We start from the raw sequence: 22,076 nt of genomic DNA on the forward strand, positions 1-22,076 counted from the left end.
ATGCCTCCCTACATTTGTTTGCCGAGCTTCATCGTATACACGATCTGCAAGAGATATGCCAGCAGATAAAGCCCCACCGCCGCAAGTACCAGCCATAAGGGGGACTGCGCTGCAATCAGCAGGAACGGGACAACGATCATCACGATAATCATTCTGTCAAAAGCTTTCGCTTTCGCCTGATAACGGATCGCCATGCTGCGTTCATCCCCGGAGTCAATCCGCTTCTGCCGCTCCTGTTCCGGACGCTTGCGGTAATAACGCCGCGTCAGCAGCATTGCCGTATTGGACCCGATCAGGCCAGCGCCGATCCCCAGCCCCAGCCCGGCCCAGACTTCGGCGCCATTCCAGGCGGCCAGCAGCCCGGCGGCGGCAAGCAGCACGCCCAGGATCAGAAGCCCTCTCTCTACCCACAGCGGCCTATTCATAACGGCTCCTCCTCATAAATAAAAATATCCTCAATGGAGAGCTTAAAGTAGCGGGCGAGTTTGAAGGCGAGTGTAATCGAGGGATTATATCTTCCGTTCTCCAGTGAGCCTATGGTCTGCCGGGATACCTGCAGCGCCTCGGCCAGCTCTTCCTGCTTAATGCCCCGCTCTTTGCGGAGCTCCTCCAGCCGGTTGAGCATCTCCTCACCCCAAATTCATATGTAAAGTTTGCTTTCCATAATGATCATAACACCAGCCCCAAGCGATGTAAAGCGAACTTTCCATGCCATCCAAAAAAAGGTATGCCGTCCTGCTCCCAAATGTTCCGGGCAGCCCCGGCCAGAAAGCGGCGCCTAGGGCAGCCGCTCCCCGATACCGGCGAAGGCCGCCGCCACCAGCTGCCGCACGTATACATCATCCAGCGGCTCACCGGTCAGCAGCAGCCGGTAAAAAATCGGCCCATAGATCAGGTCCGTGCATAATCCGCTGTCCACATCCTCACGCAGCTCCCCGCACTGTCTCCCCCGCTCCAGCAGCTGCCGCGCCTCCTGGCGCCGCGGATGGAAATAACGGGTCTGGTAGGCCTCTTTAAGCCCGGGGTCCTTCTGCCCCTCACCGATAATTTCCGTGATGATTTTTCCTTCCCGGCTAAGCAGGAACCGGGCAAGACTTACTGCATGCTCCTCTATATCCCCGAACACGGAGCCGGTATCCGGCAGCGGCAGCCGTGAGGATGCGGCCGATAAATAACCGTCCATTACGACGGCGGCTTTATTCGGCCACCATTTATAAATGGTGGCTTTGCTGACGCCCGCCCGCTCGGCGATTTTCTCCACTGTTACCGCAGCGAAGCCTGTATCCAGCAGCAGGTCATAGGCGGCGGTAAGAATTGCCTGCTGGGTCTGCACATTGCGTGGACGTCCTCTTTTCATATTCATCTGCACTCTCTCCTTGTAATGGATCATCAACCACAGGTGATTCGCTGCAGCTTAGTCACAGAAACTATACGTTCATTTTACTAAAAAATGAAGGCAAAAGAAAAAGGCAAAAAGACTATTTACAAAACGCTGCGTTCAGTATATTATTTGGATATCGAATTAATAAACTAAACGTTCAGTATTTATTTTAAGGAGGATGATTTACTATGAAACCGGCAACGCCTGCTGCACCTCACCGCATTTCAAGCTGGATGATGTTCCTGCTGGCCGCTTCCTGCGGCCTCATCGTCGCCAATCTGTATTATGCCCAGACTCTGGTGGGTCCGATCAGCGCATCCACCGGCCTTTCTCCCGCTGCGGCGGGCTTTATCGTCACCATTACGCAAATCGGTTATGTGGCCGGTCTCCTGTTTATCGTACCGCTGAGCGATATGGTGGAGAACCGGCGGCTCGCGGTGATCTTCCTGACCATCGCCGCCCTTGCACTGCTCGGCGCCGGCTTTGCCGGCAGTGCCCCTCTCTTCCTGGCTTCGTCCCTGGTCGTCGGTGTAGGCTCGGTGGTCGCACAGATTCTGGTCCCCTACGCCACCTACCTCTCCTCTGAAGAGCAGCGCGGCCGCGTCGTCGGCAATGTGATGAGCGGTCTGCTGCTGGGCATTATGTTCGCCCGTCCGCTGGCCAGCTTCATCACCAGCCTGTGGGGCTGGCGGGCCGTCTTTCTTCTGTCAGCCGGCATCACCGCCGTCCTGACGCTCGTGCTTTCCCGTGCGCTTCCGCAGCGCCGCCCGGACCACAGCGCCCGCTACGGCCAATTGATCGCCTCGCTCGGCACCCTCTTCACCCGTACGCCGGCCCTGCGCCGGCGGGCCTTCTACCAGGCTTGCCTGTTCGGGGCCTTCAGCCTCTTCTGGACCACCGTGCCGCTGCGGCTGGCCGATGATTTCGGGATGTCGCAGCAGGGAATTGCCTTGTTCGCACTGGTTGGCGTCGGCGGAGCCATTGCGGCGCCCATTGCCGGACGTCTCGCCGACAAAGGCCTGACCCGGCCGATGACCGCACTGGCCCTGGTCATTGCCGTCCTGTCCTTCCTGCTTGTCTATCTCGTTCAGGGCCATTCGGCAGGTGCGCTGGCGCTGCTCCTGGTGTCCGCAGTAACGCTCGATATGGCCGTATCGGGCAACCTCGTGCTCGGCCAGCGGGTCATTTATTCTCTCGGCAGCGAAGCGCGCGGACGGCTCAACGGACTCTTCATGTCGATCTTCTTCATCGGAGGTGCCGTCGGTTCAAGCCTGGGCGGCTGGTCGTACGCCCACGGAGGCTGGAATCTCAGCGCGTTACTCGGCGCTCTTCTGCCGATCATCGCCATGTTCTACTTTTTGACTGAAAAGAAGATCCCTATCCCTGAGCAGCTTTCCCAAGGAACCAAGTAAGAAGACTGTCTACCAATCTTGGTCAAATCCGGCCGAGAATTAAACAACACACAAGCAAGCCGCCTTCCCGGGTCATTACGGAGGGCGGCTTGCCTGTGTTTTACGGGATTAGCCCGTCAAGAAACTTTGCCAATTCATTCAAATTATCGCATGTAAACCCGATTTCTGCCGTTTCTCGCCCGACCGGCAGATAGAACGCCAGATTCATACGCCCTTCCATACCGACAATCAGCGCTGTACCGGAATCATCGGCCTGCCCGTGCAACAGTTCGGCAATTCTCTCAGAATTGTCAACATTCCGGGCATCCTCGTCTATTTCGTAAACGGTAATGTTACCACTTTTCATCATGGATATATTATCGTTAAGGATAGTCAGCCGGTCATTCACCCGTTCACGCTTTGCCTCCCCGTCCAGCCCGTAACCGGACAAGATTTCCGCTTCCGTCGGCTTCTGGTCCCGGGCGGCATAGAAATAGTAACGGTCATGAACCGTATGCGCACCGCTTAATTCCGGGGTAATCCCGTATTCTGCGGAACGGTATAACTCAAATTTAAACACCGTTGAAGAAGCGTCATATACCAGCTCAAGCGGACCCGTCCCGGCAACGTAGGCCGGCAATATATAAGTATGGCCCTCAAGCGCCTGTTCCGCATTCCGGCGCCATTCCCGGTAGGACGCATCCGGTTCATTCTCCGTGAACTTGCAGGAAGATACTGTCACAACCAGACCGCCGAGGACTGCAATGAACCGCCATGTTTTAATGCTGACCACCTGCATCTCATGAAATATTCAGCGCTTTTGCTTCAGCATAACAGCCGATAAAGACCCGAATTATTAAGAAAGACATACATTCCGGCTCTCTTGCCAAACTTTAAGGAGGACTTCCGCCATGAACAAAAACCGCACGATTACCGCAGCCGTACTGCTCACCTGCACCCTGGCCGCCGGGGTTACAGCCGTTTCGGCAGCGCCGGCTTTCTTCCCGGGCACAAAGAGCAGTCCGCAGGTTGCCTCAGCCATTCCTGCCTCTGCAGCCACACCAGCCATCTCTGCCGAAACCAGGGAGCAGCTGGCCCGCCAGTGGGCGGAAGCCTGGAAGAGCAGGGACGGAAAGCTGCGCTTTGTCATCATGAGCGGTAAGCTGCAGGAAGAATACCGCAGCCGGCAGGCGCTGGAGACCGGCGATGCGGATAACGACGTCATCCGCTGGTCCAGCCCTTGGGTGGAGGAATATACTATAGCAACGGAGGAAGACACAGTACTTATCACCTACCAGTACACCGATTCCTCCGGCAACCGTTATGAAGGCAGCGAACGCTTAAGCTTCGGAGCTGAGAAAGGGCAGACAGTGGTTACCGGATGTGAAACCCTGGAGGAAATGAAGCAGCTATCCTGACAGCCGCCGCCCCCGGTATGCGGAAGAGGTGGAATCCAGGCTATTATTTTATCCAGTGGTCTCCTGCGTCGGCCGTCTTGTATTCATAACGCTCCGTTGTCTGACCGTCTGCGAATTCCATGCTCAGGCTGCCCTGCCGATGATCCGTTCCGCCCAACTGCGGCGGCGATACATTCCCGTATTTGGACCCTGGCGGCAGCTCTATCGGCTGCAGGATCGAGGTAACCAGCAGCCAAACCTTTTTCCTTCCGTCTTCTTCAACCATGGATACGAAAATATTGTCTTTGGTCAGCAGCTGGTTTAAATCCGGGTTAAGCCGAATCTCCGCCTTCGTCCAGGCCGCGCCCGTGTCCGCACTGTAATAGCACCATAAGCTGGCCCGCTCTCCTTCAACCGCCGAGTAGATAACCCATCCTTCGGCCCCGGTGAACCGGGTAAAAACTTCGTCCGAACCCGCCGGTACATCACCTGGCCTTGGATACACCGGACCCGAGCTGTTCACGGAAGCCGGACTACTGTGAACAACCAATATTTCCTGCAAGCAGAGACATCGCCACTATCATGAATATTATCCTCGGCACTCCGGCTCCTCCTTTAGCAGACGCTGCATGCTGTCATACGATGCAAACACACATTGATTATAGCCAAAATCAGATGGGATAAAGTTACATCCATTCTTGCATTTTCGTAATAACCATTTATACCGCAATGAATATCAGGTCCTCGTCTGTGATAGAGCCTTTGGTTGCTGTGGTCTGACTTCAAATTCCGTTAACTATAAAAAAGCAAAAAATCCCGCTGTTGCCGAAGCAACAGCGGGATTTCTGTAAGCAATGCGGTCGAGAGGACTCGAACCTCCACGGGGGGTTAGCCCACACGGACCTGAACCGTGCGCGTCTGCCAATTCCGCCACGACCGCGTATCTTGTGTGATCCGTTTTTCGCGGCCACAAGATAGATCTTACCACGCTGAGGAATTTGAGTCAACACTTTTTTATAAAACTTTTTTACAAACATTTATTGCATAATTCTTGCTTTCAAAACCTGGAAAGATGTATAATAAGAACAAAAGTTCGCATCATATAAATGAGGTGATTTATAATGGCGACTACTAAGAGTAACCCTTTAAATACAGCAACTATTCCGGCAGAAATAACCAAAGACGAAACATCCCTTGTCAGAAGCTACCTGCTGCTTACATTCATTCATAAAGTATTTGAACGCGATTGCCGGGTAATCGGCAAGAGCGGCCTGTTCAAGACCCCTCAGCTCTACATGGAGCTGGTATCCGGCGCTACGAAGAAGACCTCTGTCATGCTCCAGGAAGTAACCCGTGAGCTGACTTCCCATGGTCTGAAGATCACTACGGTCCGTCAGGATCAGCGCGGCGTTGAAGCCCGATACAATTGCCGGGGCTACACAGGAGAGATGACCATTGCCTGGCCCGGTTTCCGCAATGAGATGATGCAGCGGATGCGCGCCTATCTGGGATTATCCCAGGAAGTCTCTCTTATGCCCAAGGAGACCCATGTGGAGCAGATGGCTTTATCCATCTAAGCTGCAGATGAACCAAAATAAGGGGATGTTCCATTCAGCATTTGCTGATCCGAACATCCCCTTATTTTTAACTCCGGTCTTAATCAGTTCTGCTCCGGAACCCGTCTCGGCTCTTTCACCGGCTGGTAGACATAATTGCGGTCCAGCTTGACCACCCGTTTATTGGGACGGCGCACCATCACCTGCTGATCATCCCAGGCCAGCACAATTCCCCGGATATCGTTGGTCTCCAGCGCATCGCGCACCACGCGTATCTTTTCTCCGGAAATCCGGTAAGCATCCAGTTGTTCGTCGCTGATCATAACGCGCTTCCTCCTTCCACCTTCAAACCATAAAAAAGCCCCGAACATTAATCATCCAGGGCCTTATAACTTGATGAATAAATACGAATGTATATCTTGATGAAGTCTATATCAGCGCTTCATTCTTCTCAAACCAAAAATCAAGCACCTTCGCGGACATTACGCGTTGTTCTAGGTATTCCACCTGATGATCACTAAATTTCTGTCTCCAGTTGAATTCCAGTTCTTCGCACAAGCCCGTGATGGTCAGCAGCTCCGACCAGGCGACATATCGTTTGTACCAGAAAAATTGAGGATGTTCGATCATATAGGGATATAGATCGTCGAACTCCGTATGTTTACAATCCAGTGCACGCTCGAAATGATCTTTGGCCTCGGTTAGTTTATCAATAAAAAATTGCTCTGTCACCGGTTCTTTCCCCATTGTGACGCCTCCTCTCCTATGTCTAGGTTTATTATAAAGGAAAAGTCATGGGGTGAAAAGGAGATGTTTCGAAAATAGGCCTTGTTTCTGCAATTGTCACTTTTCAATCGCCGAAGATAATCTCTCCGCCGGTAAGCGACATGATCTTGACCAATGATTCCAGACGCACGCCCTGCTCCCGGATCGTACGGGCGCCGGCTTGAAAGCACTTCTCGACAACGACGCCAAGCCCGACCAGCTCCGCTCCCGAGCGCTCGATAATCTTGATCAGCCCCCGTGCGGCATCGCCGTTGGCGATGATATCGTCGATAAACAGCACCTTGTCATCCGGGGAAATATATTGGCGGGACAGCATGATGTCGGTAACAATCCCCTTGGTAAAGGACGGCACCCGTTCACACAAGGCGTCGGGATCGGCCAGCAGCGTCTTCTTACGGCGGGCAAATACAAGCGGCACCTTCATTTCCAGCGCAGTGGCAAATGCCACGGCAATACCCGAGGATTCCACCGTCACGACCCGGGTCACTCCGGTATCCGCAAATCTCCGGGCAAACTCCCGTCCCATCTCCACCGTCAGCTCGGGGTCAACCTGATGGTTAAGCAGTGCGTCAAGCTTCAGCACCTGGTCCGACACCACGATCCCTTCCTGCAAAATCCGTTGTTTCAATAACTCCATGACTTTGACCCTCCATTACCTCATAATCCGGACGTTCCTCTGTTACCCCTTGTTAAACCCAAGACGGAAGTCATGTCCTATCTCTCCCCATCATAACCTGTACTATATGGACAGCACAAGATCATGCACGCTTGCAGGCAACCCCCTGCGGGCATTTCTAAGGAGGGAGCCATGAAATCACATATCCGCGTCCTGCAAATCGCTTTTACCTATATCGGCACCATTGTCGGCGCCGGCTTCGCTACCGGCCAGGAGATTCTCCGCTTCTTCACACGTTACGGTCATTGGGCTGTGTTGACGATTCTGCTGTCCGCCGCCTTGTTTATCTGGCTCGGTACCAAAATGATGATCATCGCCAGACGCATTGCTGCGGAATCCTACGAGGATTTCAACCGCCACCTGTTCGGTGAGCGCACCGGAAGTGCTATCAGTCTGTTTACCATGATGATCCTGGTCGGCGTAAACAGCATTATGCTGGCCGGAGCCGGAGCAATTTTCGAAGAGCATCTCGGCTTGCCCTATCAGGCCGGTCTACTGGTAACCGTTCTAGGTTCCTATTTCATTTTGAAACGCGGAATCTCCGGCGTGCTTCAGATCAACAGTGTGGTTGTGCCCTTGATGCTTACTTTGTCGCTGATCATTATATTTAATACGCTTGGCCTCCCTGGAGCGGGCCGGTTCCTGTTCCTGCAGACGGATGAGAGCACGGCGGGCGCGTGGCTGTCCCCTGCTCTCTATACAGCCTTCAACCTCGGCATGGCTCAAGCCGTGCTGGTGCCGGTTGCCCGTCATACGGCAGATGAGAAGGAGCTGGTGCGCGGCGGCATTCTGGGCGGGGCGGGCATCGGCTTTATGCTGCTGGCGGCCCATTTTGCCATGAGCTCGCAGATGCCGGGGATTCTGCAGTACGAAATTCCGATGGGCAGCATCGCCGTCCGGCTCGGTCCGCTGGTGCAGATCATCTATCTGCTGCTGATCTTCCTGGAAATCTTCAGCACGTTCGTAGCCAGCATTTACGGTGTAGGCGTGCAGCTGCAGCAGCGTCTGCCGGCCGCCCCGGCGCTCATTACGCCGCTCCTGATGCTGATCTGCTATTTGCTGAGCCAATTTGGCTTCAGCTCACTGCTGGGCATTTGCTACCCGATCTTCGGAGCGTTATCCATGGTCTGGATCGTGATGCTGGTGCGCGCACCGATGTCTCCTCCCCCGCGTGAGGGCGGTGGCGGCATCAAGATCGCTGCTGCAGGAACCGATGCCCGCCTTCCCAAATAAGCCGGCAGACAGCTCTTATTGGGGGGCGGGGTCTAAACATATCCGCAAAGGGGGATCCGGCCCACATCCATCCGATAAACACCGTTATACTGGCCCTGGTACCAAAAACAGTGCCTGTCATCCCGTATCTGGCACCATCTGGACACTGCTCCCTTACCTCAGACCTGTTCACTTCTCCGCCAGAGGCCGGCTGTTCCGAATAGAGGAAATTACTGCCTCCATTTCAGCGGGCAGGCCCTTTTTCGAGGATTAGTGCAATTATCTACCTCTAATTTCGGCCGGCAAGACATTTTGCAAGCATTAGTGGAATTTTCTACTAATTCAGCTGAGTTCAGCCTAATCGGTCATTTCCGCGAAATCAGAAGTATATTTTACCTTTATTTATAAAAAAGAATAATCAATCCAGAATTTACTGTAACCGCGCGGCGCAGCCAGCCCTGTAACCATTCAGCAAAGCTTATTAATACAGCCGGGAATTGTAGCCCTCGTCCAGCCTTACTGCTATCTCCTCTGCCGACATGCCTTCTGCCCGTGCATGCTGTGCCAGCATCCGGGCGGCGGACGGAAGCTGCTCCGCCGAGGGCCAGGTGCCCGGCTCCCACAAACGGGAGCGCAGCATCGCCTTGCCGCAGTGGAGAAAACACTCCTCTACTTGGACTACAATGCCGACAACGGGAATCTGATTCTGAACGGCCATACCGGCCAGAAGCTCCTGATCCCTGGTGACATAAGCCCTGCCGTTGATGCGCAGGGTTTCCTTCAGGCCGGGGACCAGGAACAGCAGTCCGATCTGCGGATTGGAAACGATGTTGCGCAAGGAATCGATTCTTTTGTTGCCGCGGCGTTCGGGAATCACCAGAACCTCCCCGTCCATGACCTGCACGAATCCGGGGTGGTCACCCCGCGGTGACACATCGCAGCGTCCCGCGGCATCCGCTGTCGACAGGAAGGCGAGCGGCGACTGCGCGATAAACTGCCGGCAATGCTCATCCAGCCGGTTGACCACCTTGTTCTGCACAAGCGAGCCGGGATAGCCGATCAAGGCACGAAGCTCATCCTCACTGCCGACAAACTGGCTGCGGTCCAACTTCTCCATAACAGTCTCCCCCTTAAGTTAGATTAAACGTGAACCACCGCTGCCTCCGGAATCATCCGGGCGGCCGCTTCGGCTACATGGCGGTGGCAGGTCATCATTACGATCTGCCGCCGCTGCCCCAGTTCGCCGAGCAGCTCCAGGGCCGCGCCCAGCCGGCCGTCGTCAAAGTTGACGAACAGATCGTCAAAGAGCAGCGGCAGACGGACCTGCCGGCTCATGGTTTCAGCCAGCGCCAGCCGGATTGAAAGGTACAGCTGCTCCGCCGTACCCCGGCTGAGCAGGGCGCTGTCCAGCAGCCCCGCCTCGCGGTGTTCGGCCTTGAGCTCCTTGTGGCCGAAGGTCATGACGATGCGGCGGTACTCCCCGCCGGTCAGCCTGGCGAAGTAGACGGAAGCCAGACGAAGAACCTCCGGCTGCTTCTCCTGCTCGTAAATTCTGCGTGTTCTGCCGATCAGCTCGGCGGCCAGCGCATGAACCGCATATCGGGCGGCGATGTCACGCAGGGCTGACCGCTGTTCCTCCAGCTGCTGCAGCACATGATCCTTCATGCCGCGTTCCTTCAGGTACTCGCACTCCTGCAGCAGCTTGCCCCGCTGCTGCAGGAGTGCGCTCCGCTCTTCGTCCAGCCCGGCTGCCGCTTCCTCGGCTTCACCCAGCTCCCTCGCCAGCGCTTCGGCATCCCGCTGCTCCAGCATGTCAAGCAGCTCTTCTCTGCCTCTGCTCTCCCAGCCTCCGAACATGGCCAGTTCCCATTGGCGGATGCTGCGGCTCAGCTCCTCACGCCGCTGTACCGCCGCCGCGCGGCGCAGCAGTTCTTCGCCGTCTGCGGCCCCGCCTTCCCGCAGCAGGACGCCGCAGCGCCGCTGCAGCTCTTCCAGGTCTCTATTCCGCTGCACCAGCTCTTCCCTGTTCTCCTGCAGCCGCTCCAGATAGCCTTCACGGCGCAGCAGATCGCCCTTTAGCTGATCCCAGGCCCTGACACGCAGCTCCAACCAGGCCAGAGGTGACATGTCCTGCACTTCCCGTGGCGTTGAGCCTCCCGGTTCGGCCGGCTCCGCTTCGCTGCGCAGCCTGAACACTTCGTCTTTGTAAGCGGCACATTCTGCGGCCAGCACCTTCAGCCGGGCCAGCAGCTTGTTCTCCTGGCGCAGCAGCTCATTCCCTTGCTCCACCCGCGCGAAGACATCCGGCAGCCCGTCGGGCGATAACCCCTCCGGCAACCGCCGTTCCGCCAGCCACCGGACATACTCGCCGTCCAGTTCCATGAAATCGGTCTCGGCCCGCGTCAGCTCTTCGGCCAGAGCGCGCTCCTGCCCGGAGATCTTGTCCACCTCCAGCCGGCAGGCGTCCCGCTCTGCACTCAAGCGCTCGACCCGCTGCCGCCACTCCTTCCAGCTCTCCATCAGCCGGCGCAGCTCGCGCATGCCCGCCTCCAGCCCCTGCGCACCGGGGCTGTCTGTGCCGCCCGGCCTGCGTCCCGGCCGGGCCAGCCCGCTCTCCGGCTCCGCGCCGGAGAGCAAAAGCCCCCGCAGCCGCAGCATCTCGGCTGCGGCCTGGTCCGCCCCGCCGTGCTGCGGCGAGGCAGCTTCGGCCCGGCCCGCGGCGCGCAGGCCGGCCCACAGGGCCAGGTCCGCGGCGGCCAGCAGGCCGAGCGCGGACCAGACGCTGACCGGCGGCGCGCCGGTCAGCCACAGCGCGGCCGGCAGCAGCGGCGTCAGCGCTGCGCCTGCCGCAAGCCCGCGCCGCAGCAGCGCTGCGCGGCGCAGGGTGCCGGAGCCGCGGCCGGTGCCCGGGCCGCGGCGCGCTTCCCCGCCGAGCTGCGCTTCGCGCCAGCGCTCGGCGGCCTGCTGCAGCTCGTCCCAGAGCTGCAGCGTCTCCCGCGGGCTGCGCGGCGCGAGGCCCGCGAAGGCGGCGCCGCCGGCCGCCTCGCGGGCCAGCGCGCGCTCCGCCGCCTGCAGCGCAGCGGCGGCGGCAACCAGGCGGGTGCGGAGCTGCTGGCGCTCCGCCTCGCGGGCCTCCATCCGCCGGTCGTAAGCGGCGAAGGCGGCGGCATAGCGGCGGGCAGCTTCGCGGTCCGCCGCCCCCGCGGTGAAGGCCGCAAGCTCCGCGCGGCCCCAGCCGGCGTCGATACTGCGCAGCTCGCGCCGCAGATGATCCTGCAGGGCGTGCAGCTCGGCTTCCAGCCGCTGCAGCTCCGCCCTGCGCTCTTCATAGACGGACCGGCGGCGGTCGAGCTGCTCCAGCAGCGGCCCCTGCGCTTCCAGCACCCGGTCCGGAGGATTGCGGTCCAGCTCTGCGGTCAACTGTTCCTCCTGGCGTTTCAGGCGGAAGATCACGGCTTCCGCATTGCCGGTATCGTTCTCCAGCACCTGCCAGCGTTCTGCCGCATTCTCAGGGAACGCTTTAATAACCGGCAGCTCTGCCAGCTCCAGCTGCGCGTCGCGCCATTTCAGCCACAGGCTGCGGATATCCAGCGCCTTGCGCAGAGCAGCGCGCTTCGCCTCGGCTTCACCGCGCGCTTCATCCAGGCGTGTAAGCGCCAGCTCCGCTTGGGCAAGCGATGCCTGGTTCGCGTTAAACCGGGGCAGGTACGAGCGGCTTTCGGCTACTTCGCGCTCCAGCTTCTCTATGGTCTGCAGCACCTTGGCTGCTTCCTGGACCTTCCCGCGCGGTTTGTACAGCTTGTCAGCCTCCTGGACCAGCTTCTTCTCAGCGCGCATTATTTCCCCGCCGCCGCCCATGCCGGCATGAAACAGATAGCTGCTCATTTCTTCCGACTGCAAAGCGCTAAGTTCCTGCAGCTCATCCAGCGAAACGGCAAACAGCTGGCGGAACATGGGGCGGGACATGCCGCCGAGCAGACGGCGCTCGAGGTCAGCCTGCTGCAGTTCCTCCACGCGGCCGTCCGGGTGGCTCACCGTCACCGCCAGCCTCTCGCCCCGGCCCTGTTCGGCGCCGGAGGTATACCGGCGGATGCTCCACAGCAGGCCGTCCTCATCGAGCGCGCTCAGCGTTCCGCCGTGAATGCCGCCTTGTGCCGGCTCGTAGCGGCTCTCCGGATTAGCCCGGCCGGGGATGCCGTACAGCATCGCCCGGATGAACTGCAGCGTGGTGCTTTTGCCGGCTTCATTGCGGCCGTAGAGTACCGTCACGCCCTCCCCGAGCGAAAGCTCGCGGTTATGCAGCCGGCCGAATCCGCCGATTTTCAGTTGCTGTATTTTCATGTCGCGTCCCCCCGCTTCTGCCCGCCGGGGCTTCGCTCATTCGCGTCAGCCGCGGTCTTATCGTCCTGGACATCCGCACTTCGGGTCATCCTGCTGTGCAAAGGATCTCCGGCATTAGAGAACAGTTCCGCCGAATCATCGCCAGTCCGTCCCGCATCATCCCGGTTGTACTGCAAGGCGGCGGCCGTCTCCTCCCGGGCTTGTCTTAAGCCTGGGAGAAGCTGCTCACGGCTTGAAGGCAGCCCCGTATCGCCCGGCGGCTCCTGCTCCTCATCTCCGCTCAGCAAAGCGATAGAGAGCTCCACCGCATTCTGCAGCCAGCCGAGCTTCTCGCTCTCTCCGGCTGAAGACAGCAGTCTGCGCAGCTCCTGCTGCTCCAGCAGCGGCCTGAGTGCCCCGGTGACCAGCTCCTCCAGCGCCGCCGGCGATTCCTGGATACCGGCGGAGAGACGCAGCATTTCCCCGAGGAAGCTGTCTTCTGCAAGCAGCCGTTCCCGGTCGACAGGCAGACCCGACTCTATGGAGAAGCTCTCGACCCAGACCAGCCCGGCGTAATCGCCGCGTTCCGCCCGGAGCGTATCTCTGCGCCGCAGCTCTGTGAGTAAATCGTCAGCGGCCCCTTTCCGGGCAAGGCTCCGGTGCACTGCTCCGCGTCCGGTAATCCGGAAGCGGACCACTGTCATCATGCCGGGCAGCTCCTGCCGCAGCGCCTCGACCGCCTGCTCTGCAGCACCCGTCCACTCCGCTTCATCCGCCATCCCTTCGATGGACAGCTCCCGGATCTCCCAGCGCACGGCATCCAGCTCATGAAACGTCAGAGCCGGGACACCTCCCGCGTCCACCTCGACGATGTAGCAGCCTTTGGGGCCGGTTTCCTTCACGCTGCGGCTTTGAATATTGCCCGGGTAAACGATGGGCGGGCTTTCCTGAAGAATTTGCCGTTTATGTATATGCCCGAGCGCCCAATAGTCAAAGCCCCGGTCGAGCAGATCCTTACGGGTGCATGGCGAGTATGTTTCGTGCTGCAGATCGCCGTCAACGTTTCCATGCAGCATCGCAATATGGAACAGTGTACTGCCCGGGATACGGCTATACTTAAGCGCCGTATTCTCCGTCACCTTCGCGGTCGGATAGGAGATGCCGGTAACCACCGCTACTTCTTTGCCGTCACTGCGGCGGCGGGCAATCGCCTGCTCCGGCTGCACGCCGCCGAATACCGTCACCAGAGGCGGCGGCCCGCTGTTCAGCCGCGGGCCGTCCAGCGGATCATGGTTGCCGTGGATGATGTATACGGCAATGCCGTGCCCGCCCAACTCCTGTAGCGCCTCCCGGAAACGGAGCTGTCCCTGCAGCGAAGCGTCCGAGACATCGTAGACATCGCCGCTGATGACGATGAAATCCACTTCCTGCTCCACCGCCAGACGAACAAGCCGCCCGAGGGCGGCGAAGGTAGACTCCTTTAAATAAGAGCGTATCGGCTGCGGCAGGCCGGACAACCCGGCGAAGCGGCTGTCCAGGTGCAGATCCGCAGCATGCAGAAATCGAAACGCCTCCATCCGCTCACCCTTTCATTCCCGGCTGATACTGCAAATAAGTCTTCTTCAGCTCATTGGCCACCCGGGTCAGGGAGTATTGGCTCTTCGCCTTATCCCACGCTGAACGGGACAGTTCATAACGGTAGCCGGGATCTGTAATTACCTTCTCCAGCGCCTCGGCCAGCGCCAGCTCATCGTCCGGCCGGACCAGCAGCCCGTTGACCCCATCCTCGATCTGCTCGGGAATCCCGCCTACACAAGTGCCGACCAGCGCCAGGCAGCTGAGCGCAGCTTCAGCGAATACGGAGCCGAAGGCCTCCGCCCGCGACGGGAGCACGAAGATGTCGAAGAATGGCATGAATTCCTCCGGATGCAGCGTATATCCGTAAAAAATCGTCTCATTATATATGCCAAGGCTCTGCGCCAAGGCTTCCAGCGAGGCCCGGGACGGTCCGTCGCCGATAATATGCAGCACATATTCATGACCACGGCTTTTCAGCTCCGCACAGGCCTTAAGCAGAGTGTCCAGCCCCTTGGCCGGCACCAGACGGGTGACGGTAACCAGCTGCGGCACGCTGTTGTCGTGCGGAACGGGCTTGAATCTTTTTTCATCAAAGCCGTTGGGAATAACCCCGATCTCTTCGGGATGGTCGATATATTGTCCCATGTATCCGGCAAACGCCTGCGATACCGTCATCAGCCGGTCGCTCACCAGCTCCAGTTCACGGTAGATGGATACCAGAAAACGGTGCTCCGGCCCGTCTTCCTCAATTACGCCGTTTAGAATCAATTCCCGCTCATAGCTGGAGTGCAGCGTCTGGATCAGCGGAATTTCCGGATAAATCCGCTTCATGGCCAGCCCGGCAATCGGATGATGGGCATGGATCAGATCATAGCTCTTGCTCATCCGCAGCTTCGTCCACCAAATATAATCCCTGTAGGTCTGGATATATTTTTGCACAACCGGGCTTTCACCGTATTGCGTCCAATCAAAGGTCTGGAACACAATTTCTTCTCGTCCCTTGCCGCGGATCCGCTTGGGCAGCCAGAATAAATCCATATCCCAGCGGCTGGAACGGAAACGCTCCTGCAGGTATGGAATCATCGAGGATACCCCGCCGGGTTGCTCCGGAGGAAAGAACAGCGCTTGCAGCAAATTCATAAGGTACGTCCCCTTTACTATTGCCCTGATTACGGTGAGACCCGGCAATTATGATATAGTTGTAAATATGTACATGAACAGGTACGCTGAGGTCCTATAATTTGATTTTATCGGTAACCACCTGAAACAGCAACCAATAAGAACGGCTGTGCCCTTAATTTCCGTGGCCTATCCGTTTCATGTGAACAACACCGGAGGAGAATGACAGATGACAGAACAACGGCTGCCCGCCGCTTATATGGAGAGTATTGGCGAGATGCTGGGACAGGAGACGGAGGCTTTCCGGGAAAGCTACAGTACACCGCGGACACAGGGACTTCGTTTCAACATGTTAAAAAGCGTTCCCGGCCGCCGGGCCATCGAACAGGCCATAGCACACTTTGCCCTGACACCGGTTCCCTGGTGCCCGTCAGGCTATTATTATGAGGAGCCGGCCCGCCCCGGCCGCCACCCCTACCATACCGCCGGACTATATTATATTCAGGAGCCCTCGGCAATGTCCGCCGCTGAGCTGCTGTCGCCGCAGCCCGGCGAGACGGTGCTCGACCTTGCCGCCGCTCCCGGCGGCAAGACCACGCATATCGCTTCGCTAATGCAGGGACAAGGCCTGCTGGTCTCCAATGAAATTCATCCGGAGCGGGCCAAGATTCTCGCCGAGAATGTGGAACGGCTCGGCATCGCCCATGCGCTGGTGGTCAGTGCGGCACCGGGGGAGCTGTCGCGGCGCTTTCCCGAAGCTTTTGACAAAATCATGCTCGATGCCCCTTGCTCCGGCGAAGGCATGTTCCGCAAGGACCCGGCCGCGATATCCGAATGGTCGCCTGCCCATGTCGAGATGTGCGCGGCGCGGCAGTGGGATATTCTGCAGGACGCCTACCTGATGCTTAAGCCGGGCGGAAGCATGGTTTATTCGACCTGCACCTTTAACCGCAAGGAGAATGAGGAGACCATCGCCCGTTTTCTGGGCGCCTATGCCGACATAGAACTGGTAGAGCAGAAGCGGCTGTGGCCGCACCGGGCCAAAGGGGAGGGCCATTTCGTGGCGCTGCTGCGCAAGGCAGGGCAGGACGAGCCGGGTCCAAGCCGCGGCAAACGCAGCGGACGGGGCAAAGACGGGCAGAACATTCCTGCCGCTGCACGTGATGCCCTGAAGCAGTTCAGCGGCTGGGCCGCAGCGGAGCTGCCCGGCTACCGGACCGAAGGTGTACCGGTCATGTTCGGCGAGTCGCTATATCTGCTGCCCGAAGCGTTCCGGGACAGGCTGCATCTGGGCCTGCTGGACGGGCTGAAGGTGCCGCGCGCCGGGCTGCATGTGGCCCATCTGAAGAAGAACCGCATCGAGCCGGCCCATGCCCTGGCCATGGCCCTGCAGCCGGAACAAGCGGCGCGCGTCCATGATCTAGCGGCGGACAGCCTTGAACTTGCGGCCTGGCTGCGCGGCGAGAGCCTGCAGGTGCCTGCGGACCTGCACGGCTGGACCTTGGTCAGCGTGGACGGCCTGCCGCTGGGCTGGGGCAAGGCCAGCTCCGGCCAGCTTAAGAACCACCTGCCCAAGGGCTTGCGGATCCATAAAGGCTATTCGAGCGAAGCCTAGCTGCCGGATACAATTTCACTTACGAATACCACATAAAGGAATGGTGGCCAAATGGCCATCGGCGGACGTGTAATGGAAGCTTCGCATTCACCTGACTAACCGTCGCATATATTCACTGCTTATATGCACCTTATAAATTTGAAATTCGCCATTGAATGCGAATGCTTGCCAATGATGCGTATGGATTGCAGCATATGCTAACTCATCAAGAACATTTTCTAATAAAATCAACTATTTATTATAACGGCTGACTACTCTATCATTGACACTCTTGCTTGCTAACGAACCGTATAGCCCTTAGCTTGGAACAATCACCCTCTTTGCCGGCGTAACGGACACAGGTGCACTTATTCATAGCGGATAGCCGAATTTCCGCGCATCTTCACTCACATAAGAGCTCTGGTGTCCAATACGCTGCCCAAAACACCTGAATATTCAAAATAGCGTCATCTGGGTCCGTTACGGCGAAAAACCGCTGAAACTATCGTCTTTCATTTTTTTGGTAAAAAGTAAAGACATAAAGCTAGCCCCTTGGAGAGCTGCCTTATGTCTTTGCTTTTGCTTGTTTTTGCTTGTTTTTGCTTGTTTTTGCTTGTTTTTGCTTGTTTTTACTTGTTTTTGCTTGCTTTTGCTTTTGTATTGCTACTTCCTCTGTCCTTGCTCTTAGTGCCTCTGCTCTTGCTCTTAACGTCTCTGCTCCTGCTCTAAGTGCCTCTGCTCTTGCTCTTAACGTCTCTGCTCCTGCTCTTAGTGCCTCTGCTCTTGCTCTTAATGTCTCTGTTTTTGCCCCTGTTTTTGCCCCTGTTTTTGCCTTTTGCCTCTTCCCTTACCCTTGCTTTAACTTTTATTTCTATTCCGTTACCCTCACGACAAGCAATACTTCACCAGAGCGTCCCGTACACCGTGCTCATTGTTCGTTCCGGTCACAGCACCCGCTGCCGCTTTCACCTCAAGCGGGGAGTTGTCCATGGCTACGCCAAGCCCCGCGTAAGTAAGCATGGAAATATCATTATAATAATTGCCGATGGCCAGCACTTCTTCACGGACGATTCCAAGCTTTGCTGCCAGTTGCTTCAGGGCGTTGCCTTTGGAGGCCTCCGGGTGCATGAAATCGATGAAAAATTCGCCGCTGCGTAATACGTTGTACTGCTGGGTCCATGTAGCCCACTCCCGCTGAGCCTCGTCCAGAATCTCCGGCTTCGTAAACACCGTGAACTTCACCACCGGCTCGCGGAACTCCTCCCAGGCCGGCAGCGAGGCCGGCATGATGCGGAAATGCTCATACATATAGAGCGCTTCTTTCGTCAGGTTCTCTACATTATCCACGTACATATCAAAGGCCGTATTGATGTCAAAATGAATGGACCGCTCGCGGCAGTAATCAATATACGGATCAAGCCCGCGTGCATCCATCGCATATTGATGCAGCACCTTGCGGTCCTCCACACGCACCGTGGCCGCACCGTTGTGGCCCAGCACATACCCGCTTAGGCCCAGCTCTTCCATAAAAGGCAGCGAGTTCTGCGGGCTGCGTCCCGTACAGAGTACGATTTGCCCGCCTTGGCGGGTCACCTCCGCAATTGCCTCCTTGTTCTCGGCACTGAGCCGGTGGTCATCGTCCAGCAGCGTTCCGTCCACATCCAGGGCAATCAGTTTGTATTTCATACTCCACCATCCTTGTCTCTTACGATCTCTATTTATAAGCTGTAAATGGATAGCGATTTAAACGAAGTTTTGGCTCCTATCCGGCCGCCCACCCTCAGATTTCCAAATTTTGCGGTTTTGCGGTAGAAACTCGTGACAGTCAGCGCGCATTAGTTGGAAAATCGCCACCTAATTTCCTCTTTACGGAGACAACCAACAAACTAATTGGAAATCCGCCACTTAAAATGGACGAAAATTAAGGATCAACCCCATATCATTCAAATTAAGTGGCGAAAATCGAACTAGATAGCTGATACCCGTAACAATGCCAAAATTAGTTTGCGAAAATCCATCTATTTGCATAACTTCCCGCACCAGTCCTTCTATCAGTATATCCAGGCCATGTAAGTGCTCTTCTTTGCTTCGGTAAACCAAGTATAAAAGAAAACACGCGCTGAGCGGAAGGGATTAGCCTCCTGACTGTCCTGGTTCATTACTTGTCCGGACTCCTCAGTTGCTCACCCTCATCAGCCATTTCAGCCCACACGGCCAATTCACCCTGCACCAGCCAGTTCTCCACTGCAACAGCCAGTTCTCCACTGCACCAGCCCATTCTCCACTGCACCAGCCCATTCTCCACTGCAATAGCCCATTCTCCACTGCAATAGCCCATTCTCCCTGCACAGCTTGTTCAGCCTACACAATCCATTCCCCATGCACAACCATTTCTCCCTGCACTGCCAGCTCAGCCTACACAGCTGAATCACCGCTGCATTAGCAGTTCGCTCTGCACCAGCCAGTTCGCTCTGCACCAGCCAGTTCACCCTATGTAGCGATCTCACCCTGCACAGCCCTACAAGCGATCAGGAGTTACCGCCTAAGCTTCCCCCGCCGGGGCAAGCAGCTTCAGTTCTTCCTCCGTCAGCTCCCGGTACGATCCGGGCGCCAGGCGCTCATCGAGCTGCAGGGCACCCATGGAGACGCGCTTGAGGAAAACCACCTTTTTGCCGACCGCCTGGAACATCCGCTTGACCTGATGAAACTTCCCTTCGGTAATGGTCAGCGAGATATAAGAGATCGTCTTCGTGCCGCGTTCTCGGCTCAGGATGGTCAGCTGTGCAGGCTGTGTGACATAGCCGTCGTCCAGCTCCACACCGGCTGCGAACGCCGCGACATCCTCCGCGTCCACCTCGCCTTCCACCGTCGCCTCATAGGTCTTCGGCACATGCTTGCGCGGCGACAGCAGCTCATGGGCGAGCTGCCCGTCATTGGTGAGCAGCAGCAGTCCCACCGTGTCTTTATCCAGCCGTCCTACCGGAAAAGGTTCAAACTGCACCTGCTCCGGCCGGAGCAGGTCCAGCACCGTCCGGTCCCGTTTGTCTTCGGTAGCGGACAATACACCTGCCGGCTTATTCATCATCAGATAGATGTATTCACGGTAAACTACCCGTTCCCCTCGGACCTCCAACTCATCACGGTAAGGGTCCACATGGGCGCCGCTGTCTTTGACCACTTTGCCATTCACGCTCACCAGCCCCTGTTTGGCGAGCTTGCGGATATCGCTGCGCGAACCGATCCCCATATGGGACAGCACCTTGTCGATCCGCAGTTTTTTGCCGCCTTCATTCATCGCCATAATCTTAAGTCCACCTCCATCCAGCCGGATATTCATTCTTCAGTATCCCGTCCTGCCATTTGCCCCAGCCTGCGCTGTAGCCGTCCACGCAGACAAGCACATAGCCTTTCGCGCCGCAGTCTTCCTTCAGCATCAGCCGCTCTGCCGGGATCGACAGAGTCTCCCCTTTCAGATAGGAGACCGCTTCACCGGCCGCCGCTGATAGCGAGAGACTGCGGCGGCATTCCTCCGGCCGCAAAGCCGTGGCCAGTGGATGGCCGGGAATGAACCGGCCGTTGCGCACTTGGCCCATATACCAGCCCGGCCGGACGGTCTTCAGTCCGGCCAGCGCCTCCTGGGGGACCGGCGAGAGATACAGGTGCTCGCCGAACAGCACAGGTTGACCCGCTGGTGTCCAGCCCAGCTGGTCCCGGGTGAACTCGGCCCAAGCGGCGAACAGCTCGTCCGCACTCCCTGCCACTCTGCGGCTTCCTGCTCCGCCGCTCTGGCTGCCGGAGCGGCCGCCTTTGCCGGCGCGTCCGGCTTTCGTCCGGTCCGCCTGCCCTTTCGCTTCCCGTTCAGCCTGCAGACGTCCCGGGCCCCTGCCGTCGCCACGGCTGTCCGGCAGGCCACGCCCGGAGATGCGCAGCGGCTTATCCGTCCCTGTATCACCTGCTTTCGTCTCTGTATAACCTGCTTCCGCACCCATACCGTCTGCTTTCGCCCCTGCATCGCCTGCTTCCGCACCCATACCGTCTGCTTTCGCCCCTGTATAACCTGCTTCCGTACCCGTATCACCGCTTTCCACCCCGGCAGCACCGCAATGGCGCAGCACCGCCATGAAATGGCCCTCGCCCTTTACCTTGTGCGGCCACAGGCGCGCCGCCTCAGGCACATCGCCGAGCCCGCAGGCAAAAGCGCCGGTTCCGCCGGCGGGAACCGGCGTAAACTCCGGATGCCCGGCCAGGAACTCGCCGATCATCCCTTCATTCTCTTCGACCGCAAACGTGCAGGTCGAATAAACCATCGTCCCGCCCGGCTTCAGCGCCTTGGCCGCGCTCGCGAGAATCTCGCGCTGCATCGCGGCATACTTCAGGGGCGTGTCCGGGTTCCACTGCTTAACCATATCCTCGTCCTTGCGGAACATCCCTTCGCCGGAGCACGGCGCATCAATGAGAATCCGGTCGAAGAAGCCGGTGAAAGCCGCTGCGATCCGCTCCGGGCTTTCATTCAGCACGATTCCGTTACGCACCCCGTACAGCTCCAGATTCTTGGCCAGCGCCTTGGTCCGCTCCGGATGCAGGTCATTGCTGACCAGCATCCCTTTGCCTTGCAGCTTGGCCGCGATCTGCGTCGACTTGCCTCCGGGAGCCGCGCATAAATCCAGCACCCGGTCGCCCGGCTGCACATTCAGCAGCTCCACCGGAGCCATGGCGCTCGGCTCCTGGATATAATACAGCCCGGCATGGTAGTAAGGATGCTTGCCGGGCCGGGCTCCTTCTTCCGTGTAAAATCCGCCGGGACACCACGGAATAGATTCGAGAGCAAACGGCGCCAGCTCCCGGAAGCGTTCCACCGTTATTTTTAAAGTATTGACCCGTATTCCGCCGTAAGGCGCATCCTGGTAGGTCTGCATGAACCTTTCATACTCTTCTCCGAGCAGCTCCTGCATCTTACTCATGAAAGCGCCGGGTAATTGCACCGCCATCTGCCGTCCTCCTGCTTGTCCCCGGTTTAGGGGCTATGAATAATTTCAGGAACACCCGGCATGGGTGCTCCTGAATAA

Annotated in this window: 21 protein-coding genes and 1 tRNA gene; 5 read left to right on the forward strand and 17 right to left on the reverse strand. The window is 57.8% G+C overall.

Annotation, left to right across the window (positions count from 1 at the left end):
• Positions 1–8: 8 nt before the first annotated feature.
• From F1381_RS17220 to F1381_RS17230, 3 genes are all read right to left on the reverse strand, one after another.
• On the reverse strand, positions 9–425 hold the full coding sequence (locus F1381_RS17220) for a hypothetical protein (protein WP_151736076.1): 417 nt from the start codon (positions 423–425) through the stop codon (positions 9–11).
• Positions 422–625 carry a helix-turn-helix transcriptional regulator gene (locus F1381_RS17225; RefSeq protein WP_151736077.1) on the reverse strand — a complete coding sequence of 68 codons (204 nt, stop codon included), beginning with the start codon at positions 623–625 and terminating at the stop codon, positions 422–424. Before F1381_RS17225 ends, F1381_RS17220 begins: the two co-directional genes overlap by 4 nt.
• Before the next feature lie 153 nt (positions 626–778).
• The gene (locus F1381_RS17230) at positions 779–1,363 is read right to left on the reverse strand and encodes a TetR/AcrR family transcriptional regulator (protein ID WP_151736078.1); all 585 of its coding nucleotides are present in this window, start codon (positions 1,361–1,363) and stop codon (positions 779–781) included.
• Between the two features lie 206 nt (positions 1,364–1,569).
• On the opposite strand from F1381_RS17230, the gene F1381_RS17235 reads away from it, so the two are divergent.
• Complete coding sequence (locus F1381_RS17235; protein WP_151736079.1) at positions 1,570–2,793, forward strand: MFS transporter; 1,224 nt, start codon at positions 1,570–1,572, stop codon at positions 2,791–2,793.
• A 100-nt stretch (positions 2,794–2,893) separates the two neighbouring features.
• On the opposite strand, the gene F1381_RS17240 is transcribed toward F1381_RS17235, so the two are convergent.
• Positions 2,894–3,565, reverse strand: a complete 672-nt coding sequence (locus F1381_RS17240; protein ID WP_151736080.1) for a hypothetical protein — start codon at positions 3,563–3,565, stop codon at positions 2,894–2,896.
• Between the two features lie 118 nt (positions 3,566–3,683).
• Between F1381_RS17240 and F1381_RS17245 the strand changes: the two genes are divergently transcribed.
• The gene (locus F1381_RS17245) at positions 3,684–4,190 is read left to right on the forward strand and encodes a hypothetical protein (protein ID WP_151736081.1); all 507 of its coding nucleotides are present in this window, start codon (positions 3,684–3,686) and stop codon (positions 4,188–4,190) included.
• Between the two features lie 43 nt (positions 4,191–4,233).
• Here the strand turns inward: F1381_RS17245 and F1381_RS17250 are convergent, their stop codons facing one another.
• Together F1381_RS17250 and F1381_RS17255 are read right to left on the reverse strand one after the other, a co-directional pair.
• Positions 4,234–4,692, reverse strand: coding sequence for a hypothetical protein (locus F1381_RS17250; protein ID WP_187355411.1), 459 nt, complete (start codon positions 4,690–4,692; stop codon positions 4,234–4,236).
• A 332-nt stretch (positions 4,693–5,024) separates the two neighbouring features.
• Positions 5,025–5,109 (reverse strand) — tRNA-Leu (locus tag F1381_RS17255).
• A gap of 181 nt (positions 5,110–5,290) precedes the next feature.
• Between F1381_RS17255 and F1381_RS17260 the strand changes: the two genes are divergently transcribed.
• Positions 5,291–5,746: a YhjD family protein gene (locus tag F1381_RS17260; RefSeq protein ID WP_151736083.1), complete on the forward strand. Its 456-nt coding sequence runs from the start codon at positions 5,291–5,293 to the stop codon at positions 5,744–5,746.
• 83 nt (positions 5,747–5,829) lie between these two features.
• Here F1381_RS17260 and F1381_RS17265 read toward each other — a convergent pair whose 3' ends face one another.
• The 3 genes from F1381_RS17265 to F1381_RS17275 all read right to left on the reverse strand — a co-directional run bounded on the left by F1381_RS17265 (position 5,830) and on the right by F1381_RS17275 (position 7,148).
• Positions 5,830–6,048 (reverse strand): hypothetical protein, encoded by a 219-nt coding sequence (locus tag F1381_RS17265; RefSeq protein WP_151736084.1) that lies wholly within the window; start codon positions 6,046–6,048, stop codon positions 5,830–5,832.
• A gap of 106 nt (positions 6,049–6,154) precedes the next feature.
• Positions 6,155–6,472, reverse strand: a complete 318-nt coding sequence (locus F1381_RS17270) for a hypothetical protein (protein ID WP_151736085.1) — start codon at positions 6,470–6,472, stop codon at positions 6,155–6,157.
• 103 nt (positions 6,473–6,575) lie between these two features.
• A complete protein-coding gene (locus F1381_RS17275) occupies positions 6,576–7,148 on the reverse strand; it encodes a xanthine phosphoribosyltransferase (protein ID WP_151736086.1) in 573 nt (190 codons plus the stop codon).
• A 171-nt stretch (positions 7,149–7,319) separates the two neighbouring features.
• Here F1381_RS17275 and F1381_RS17280 point away from each other — a divergent pair, with 171 nt between their 5' ends.
• The gene (locus tag F1381_RS17280; protein WP_151736087.1) at positions 7,320–8,420 is read left to right on the forward strand and encodes a YkvI family membrane protein; all 1,101 of its coding nucleotides are present in this window, start codon (positions 7,320–7,322) and stop codon (positions 8,418–8,420) included.
• Positions 8,421–8,880: 460 nt separating this feature from the next.
• Here the strand turns inward: F1381_RS17280 and F1381_RS17285 are convergent, their stop codons facing one another.
• The 4 genes from F1381_RS17285 to F1381_RS17300 are packed head-to-tail and all read right to left on the reverse strand — an operon-like array spanning position 8,881 to position 15,437.
• Positions 8,881–9,516 carry a pyridoxamine 5'-phosphate oxidase family protein gene (locus F1381_RS17285; RefSeq protein ID WP_151736088.1) on the reverse strand — a complete coding sequence of 212 codons (636 nt, stop codon included), beginning with the start codon at positions 9,514–9,516 and terminating at the stop codon, positions 8,881–8,883.
• A gap of 23 nt (positions 9,517–9,539) precedes the next feature.
• A complete protein-coding gene (locus tag F1381_RS17290; protein WP_151736089.1) occupies positions 9,540–12,740 on the reverse strand; it encodes an AAA family ATPase in 3,201 nt (1,066 codons plus the stop codon).
• Positions 12,737–14,296, reverse strand: a complete 1,560-nt coding sequence (locus F1381_RS17295; RefSeq protein WP_151736090.1) for a metallophosphoesterase family protein — start codon at positions 14,294–14,296, stop codon at positions 12,737–12,739. The genes F1381_RS17290 and F1381_RS17295 overlap by 4 nt, the downstream gene beginning before the upstream one ends.
• Before the next feature lie 4 nt (positions 14,297–14,300).
• Complete coding sequence (locus tag F1381_RS17300; RefSeq protein WP_151736091.1) at positions 14,301–15,437, reverse strand: glycosyltransferase family 4 protein; 1,137 nt, start codon at positions 15,435–15,437, stop codon at positions 14,301–14,303.
• 208 nt (positions 15,438–15,645) lie between these two features.
• Here F1381_RS17300 and F1381_RS17305 point away from each other — a divergent pair, with 208 nt between their 5' ends.
• Positions 15,646–17,031, forward strand: coding sequence for an RsmB/NOP family class I SAM-dependent RNA methyltransferase (locus F1381_RS17305; RefSeq protein WP_151736092.1), 1,386 nt, complete (start codon positions 15,646–15,648; stop codon positions 17,029–17,031).
• A gap of 864 nt (positions 17,032–17,895) precedes the next feature.
• Here F1381_RS17305 and F1381_RS17310 read toward each other — a convergent pair.
• The 4 genes from F1381_RS17310 to F1381_RS17325 all read right to left on the reverse strand — a co-directional run bounded on the left by F1381_RS17310 (position 17,896) and on the right by F1381_RS17325 (position 21,998).
• On the reverse strand, positions 17,896–18,696 hold the full coding sequence (locus tag F1381_RS17310) for a Cof-type HAD-IIB family hydrolase (protein ID WP_151736093.1): 801 nt from the start codon (positions 18,694–18,696) through the stop codon (positions 17,896–17,898).
• 472 nt (positions 18,697–19,168) lie between these two features.
• A complete protein-coding gene (locus F1381_RS17315) occupies positions 19,169–19,348 on the reverse strand; it encodes a hypothetical protein (RefSeq protein ID WP_151736094.1) in 180 nt (59 codons plus the stop codon).
• A gap of 204 nt (positions 19,349–19,552) precedes the next feature.
• Positions 19,553–20,305, reverse strand: a complete 753-nt coding sequence (locus tag F1381_RS17320) for a pseudouridine synthase (protein ID WP_151736232.1) — start codon at positions 20,303–20,305, stop codon at positions 19,553–19,555.
• Between the two features lie 10 nt (positions 20,306–20,315).
• Positions 20,316–21,998: an RsmB/NOP family class I SAM-dependent RNA methyltransferase gene (locus tag F1381_RS17325; protein ID WP_151736095.1), complete on the reverse strand. Its 1,683-nt coding sequence runs from the start codon at positions 21,996–21,998 to the stop codon at positions 20,316–20,318.
• Between the last annotated feature and the right edge of the window lie 78 nt (positions 21,999–22,076).

It is taken from the genome of Paenibacillus tengchongensis (assembly GCF_008973665.1).
In the GTDB taxonomy this organism is placed as follows: Bacteria; Bacillota; Bacilli; order Paenibacillales; family Paenibacillaceae; genus Paenibacillus_AQ; species Paenibacillus_AQ tengchongensis.

What these genes read in the sequence shown, in the direction of transcription:
- F1381_RS17230 (WP_151736078.1), bottom strand. Translation starts at nt 1,363, where the DNA reads ATGAATATGAAAAGAGGACGTCCACGCAATGTGCAGACCCAGCAGGCA.
- F1381_RS17315 (WP_151736094.1), bottom strand. Translation starts at nt 19,348, where the DNA reads ATGGGCTATTGCAGTGGAGAATGGGCTATTGCAGTGGAGAATGGGCTG.
- F1381_RS17225 (WP_151736077.1), bottom strand. Translation starts at nt 625, where the DNA reads ATGCTCAACCGGCTGGAGGAGCTCCGCAAAGAGCGGGGCATTAAGCAG.
- F1381_RS17270 (WP_151736085.1), bottom strand. Translation starts at nt 6,472, where the DNA reads ATGGGGAAAGAACCGGTGACAGAGCAATTTTTTATTGATAAACTAACC.
- F1381_RS17265 (WP_151736084.1), bottom strand. Translation starts at nt 6,048, where the DNA reads ATGATCAGCGACGAACAACTGGATGCTTACCGGATTTCCGGAGAAAAG.
- F1381_RS17260 (WP_151736083.1), top strand. Translation starts at nt 5,291, where the DNA reads ATGGCGACTACTAAGAGTAACCCTTTAAATACAGCAACTATTCCGGCA.
- F1381_RS17310 (WP_151736093.1), bottom strand. Translation starts at nt 18,696, where the DNA reads ATGAAATACAAACTGATTGCCCTGGATGTGGACGGAACGCTGCTGGAC.
- F1381_RS17305 (WP_151736092.1), top strand. Translation starts at nt 15,646, where the DNA reads ATGACAGAACAACGGCTGCCCGCCGCTTATATGGAGAGTATTGGCGAG.
- F1381_RS17275 (WP_151736086.1), bottom strand. Translation starts at nt 7,148, where the DNA reads ATGGAGTTATTGAAACAACGGATTTTGCAGGAAGGGATCGTGGTGTCG.
- F1381_RS17300 (WP_151736091.1), bottom strand. Translation starts at nt 15,437, where the DNA reads ATGAATTTGCTGCAAGCGCTGTTCTTTCCTCCGGAGCAACCCGGCGGG.
- F1381_RS17280 (WP_151736087.1), top strand. Translation starts at nt 7,320, where the DNA reads ATGAAATCACATATCCGCGTCCTGCAAATCGCTTTTACCTATATCGGC.
- F1381_RS17220 (WP_151736076.1), bottom strand. Translation starts at nt 425, where the DNA reads ATGAATAGGCCGCTGTGGGTAGAGAGAGGGCTTCTGATCCTGGGCGTG.
- F1381_RS17295 (WP_151736090.1), bottom strand. Translation starts at nt 14,296, where the DNA reads ATGGAGGCGTTTCGATTTCTGCATGCTGCGGATCTGCACCTGGACAGC.
- F1381_RS17285 (WP_151736088.1), bottom strand. Translation starts at nt 9,516, where the DNA reads ATGGAGAAGTTGGACCGCAGCCAGTTTGTCGGCAGTGAGGATGAGCTT.
- F1381_RS17320 (WP_151736232.1), bottom strand. Translation starts at nt 20,305, where the DNA reads ATGAATGAAGGCGGCAAAAAACTGCGGATCGACAAGGTGCTGTCCCAT.
- F1381_RS17325 (WP_151736095.1), bottom strand. Translation starts at nt 21,998, where the DNA reads ATGGCGGTGCAATTACCCGGCGCTTTCATGAGTAAGATGCAGGAGCTG.
- F1381_RS17245 (WP_151736081.1), top strand. Translation starts at nt 3,684, where the DNA reads ATGAACAAAAACCGCACGATTACCGCAGCCGTACTGCTCACCTGCACC.
- F1381_RS17235 (WP_151736079.1), top strand. Translation starts at nt 1,570, where the DNA reads ATGAAACCGGCAACGCCTGCTGCACCTCACCGCATTTCAAGCTGGATG.
- F1381_RS17290 (WP_151736089.1), bottom strand. Translation starts at nt 12,740, where the DNA reads ATGAAAATACAGCAACTGAAAATCGGCGGATTCGGCCGGCTGCATAAC.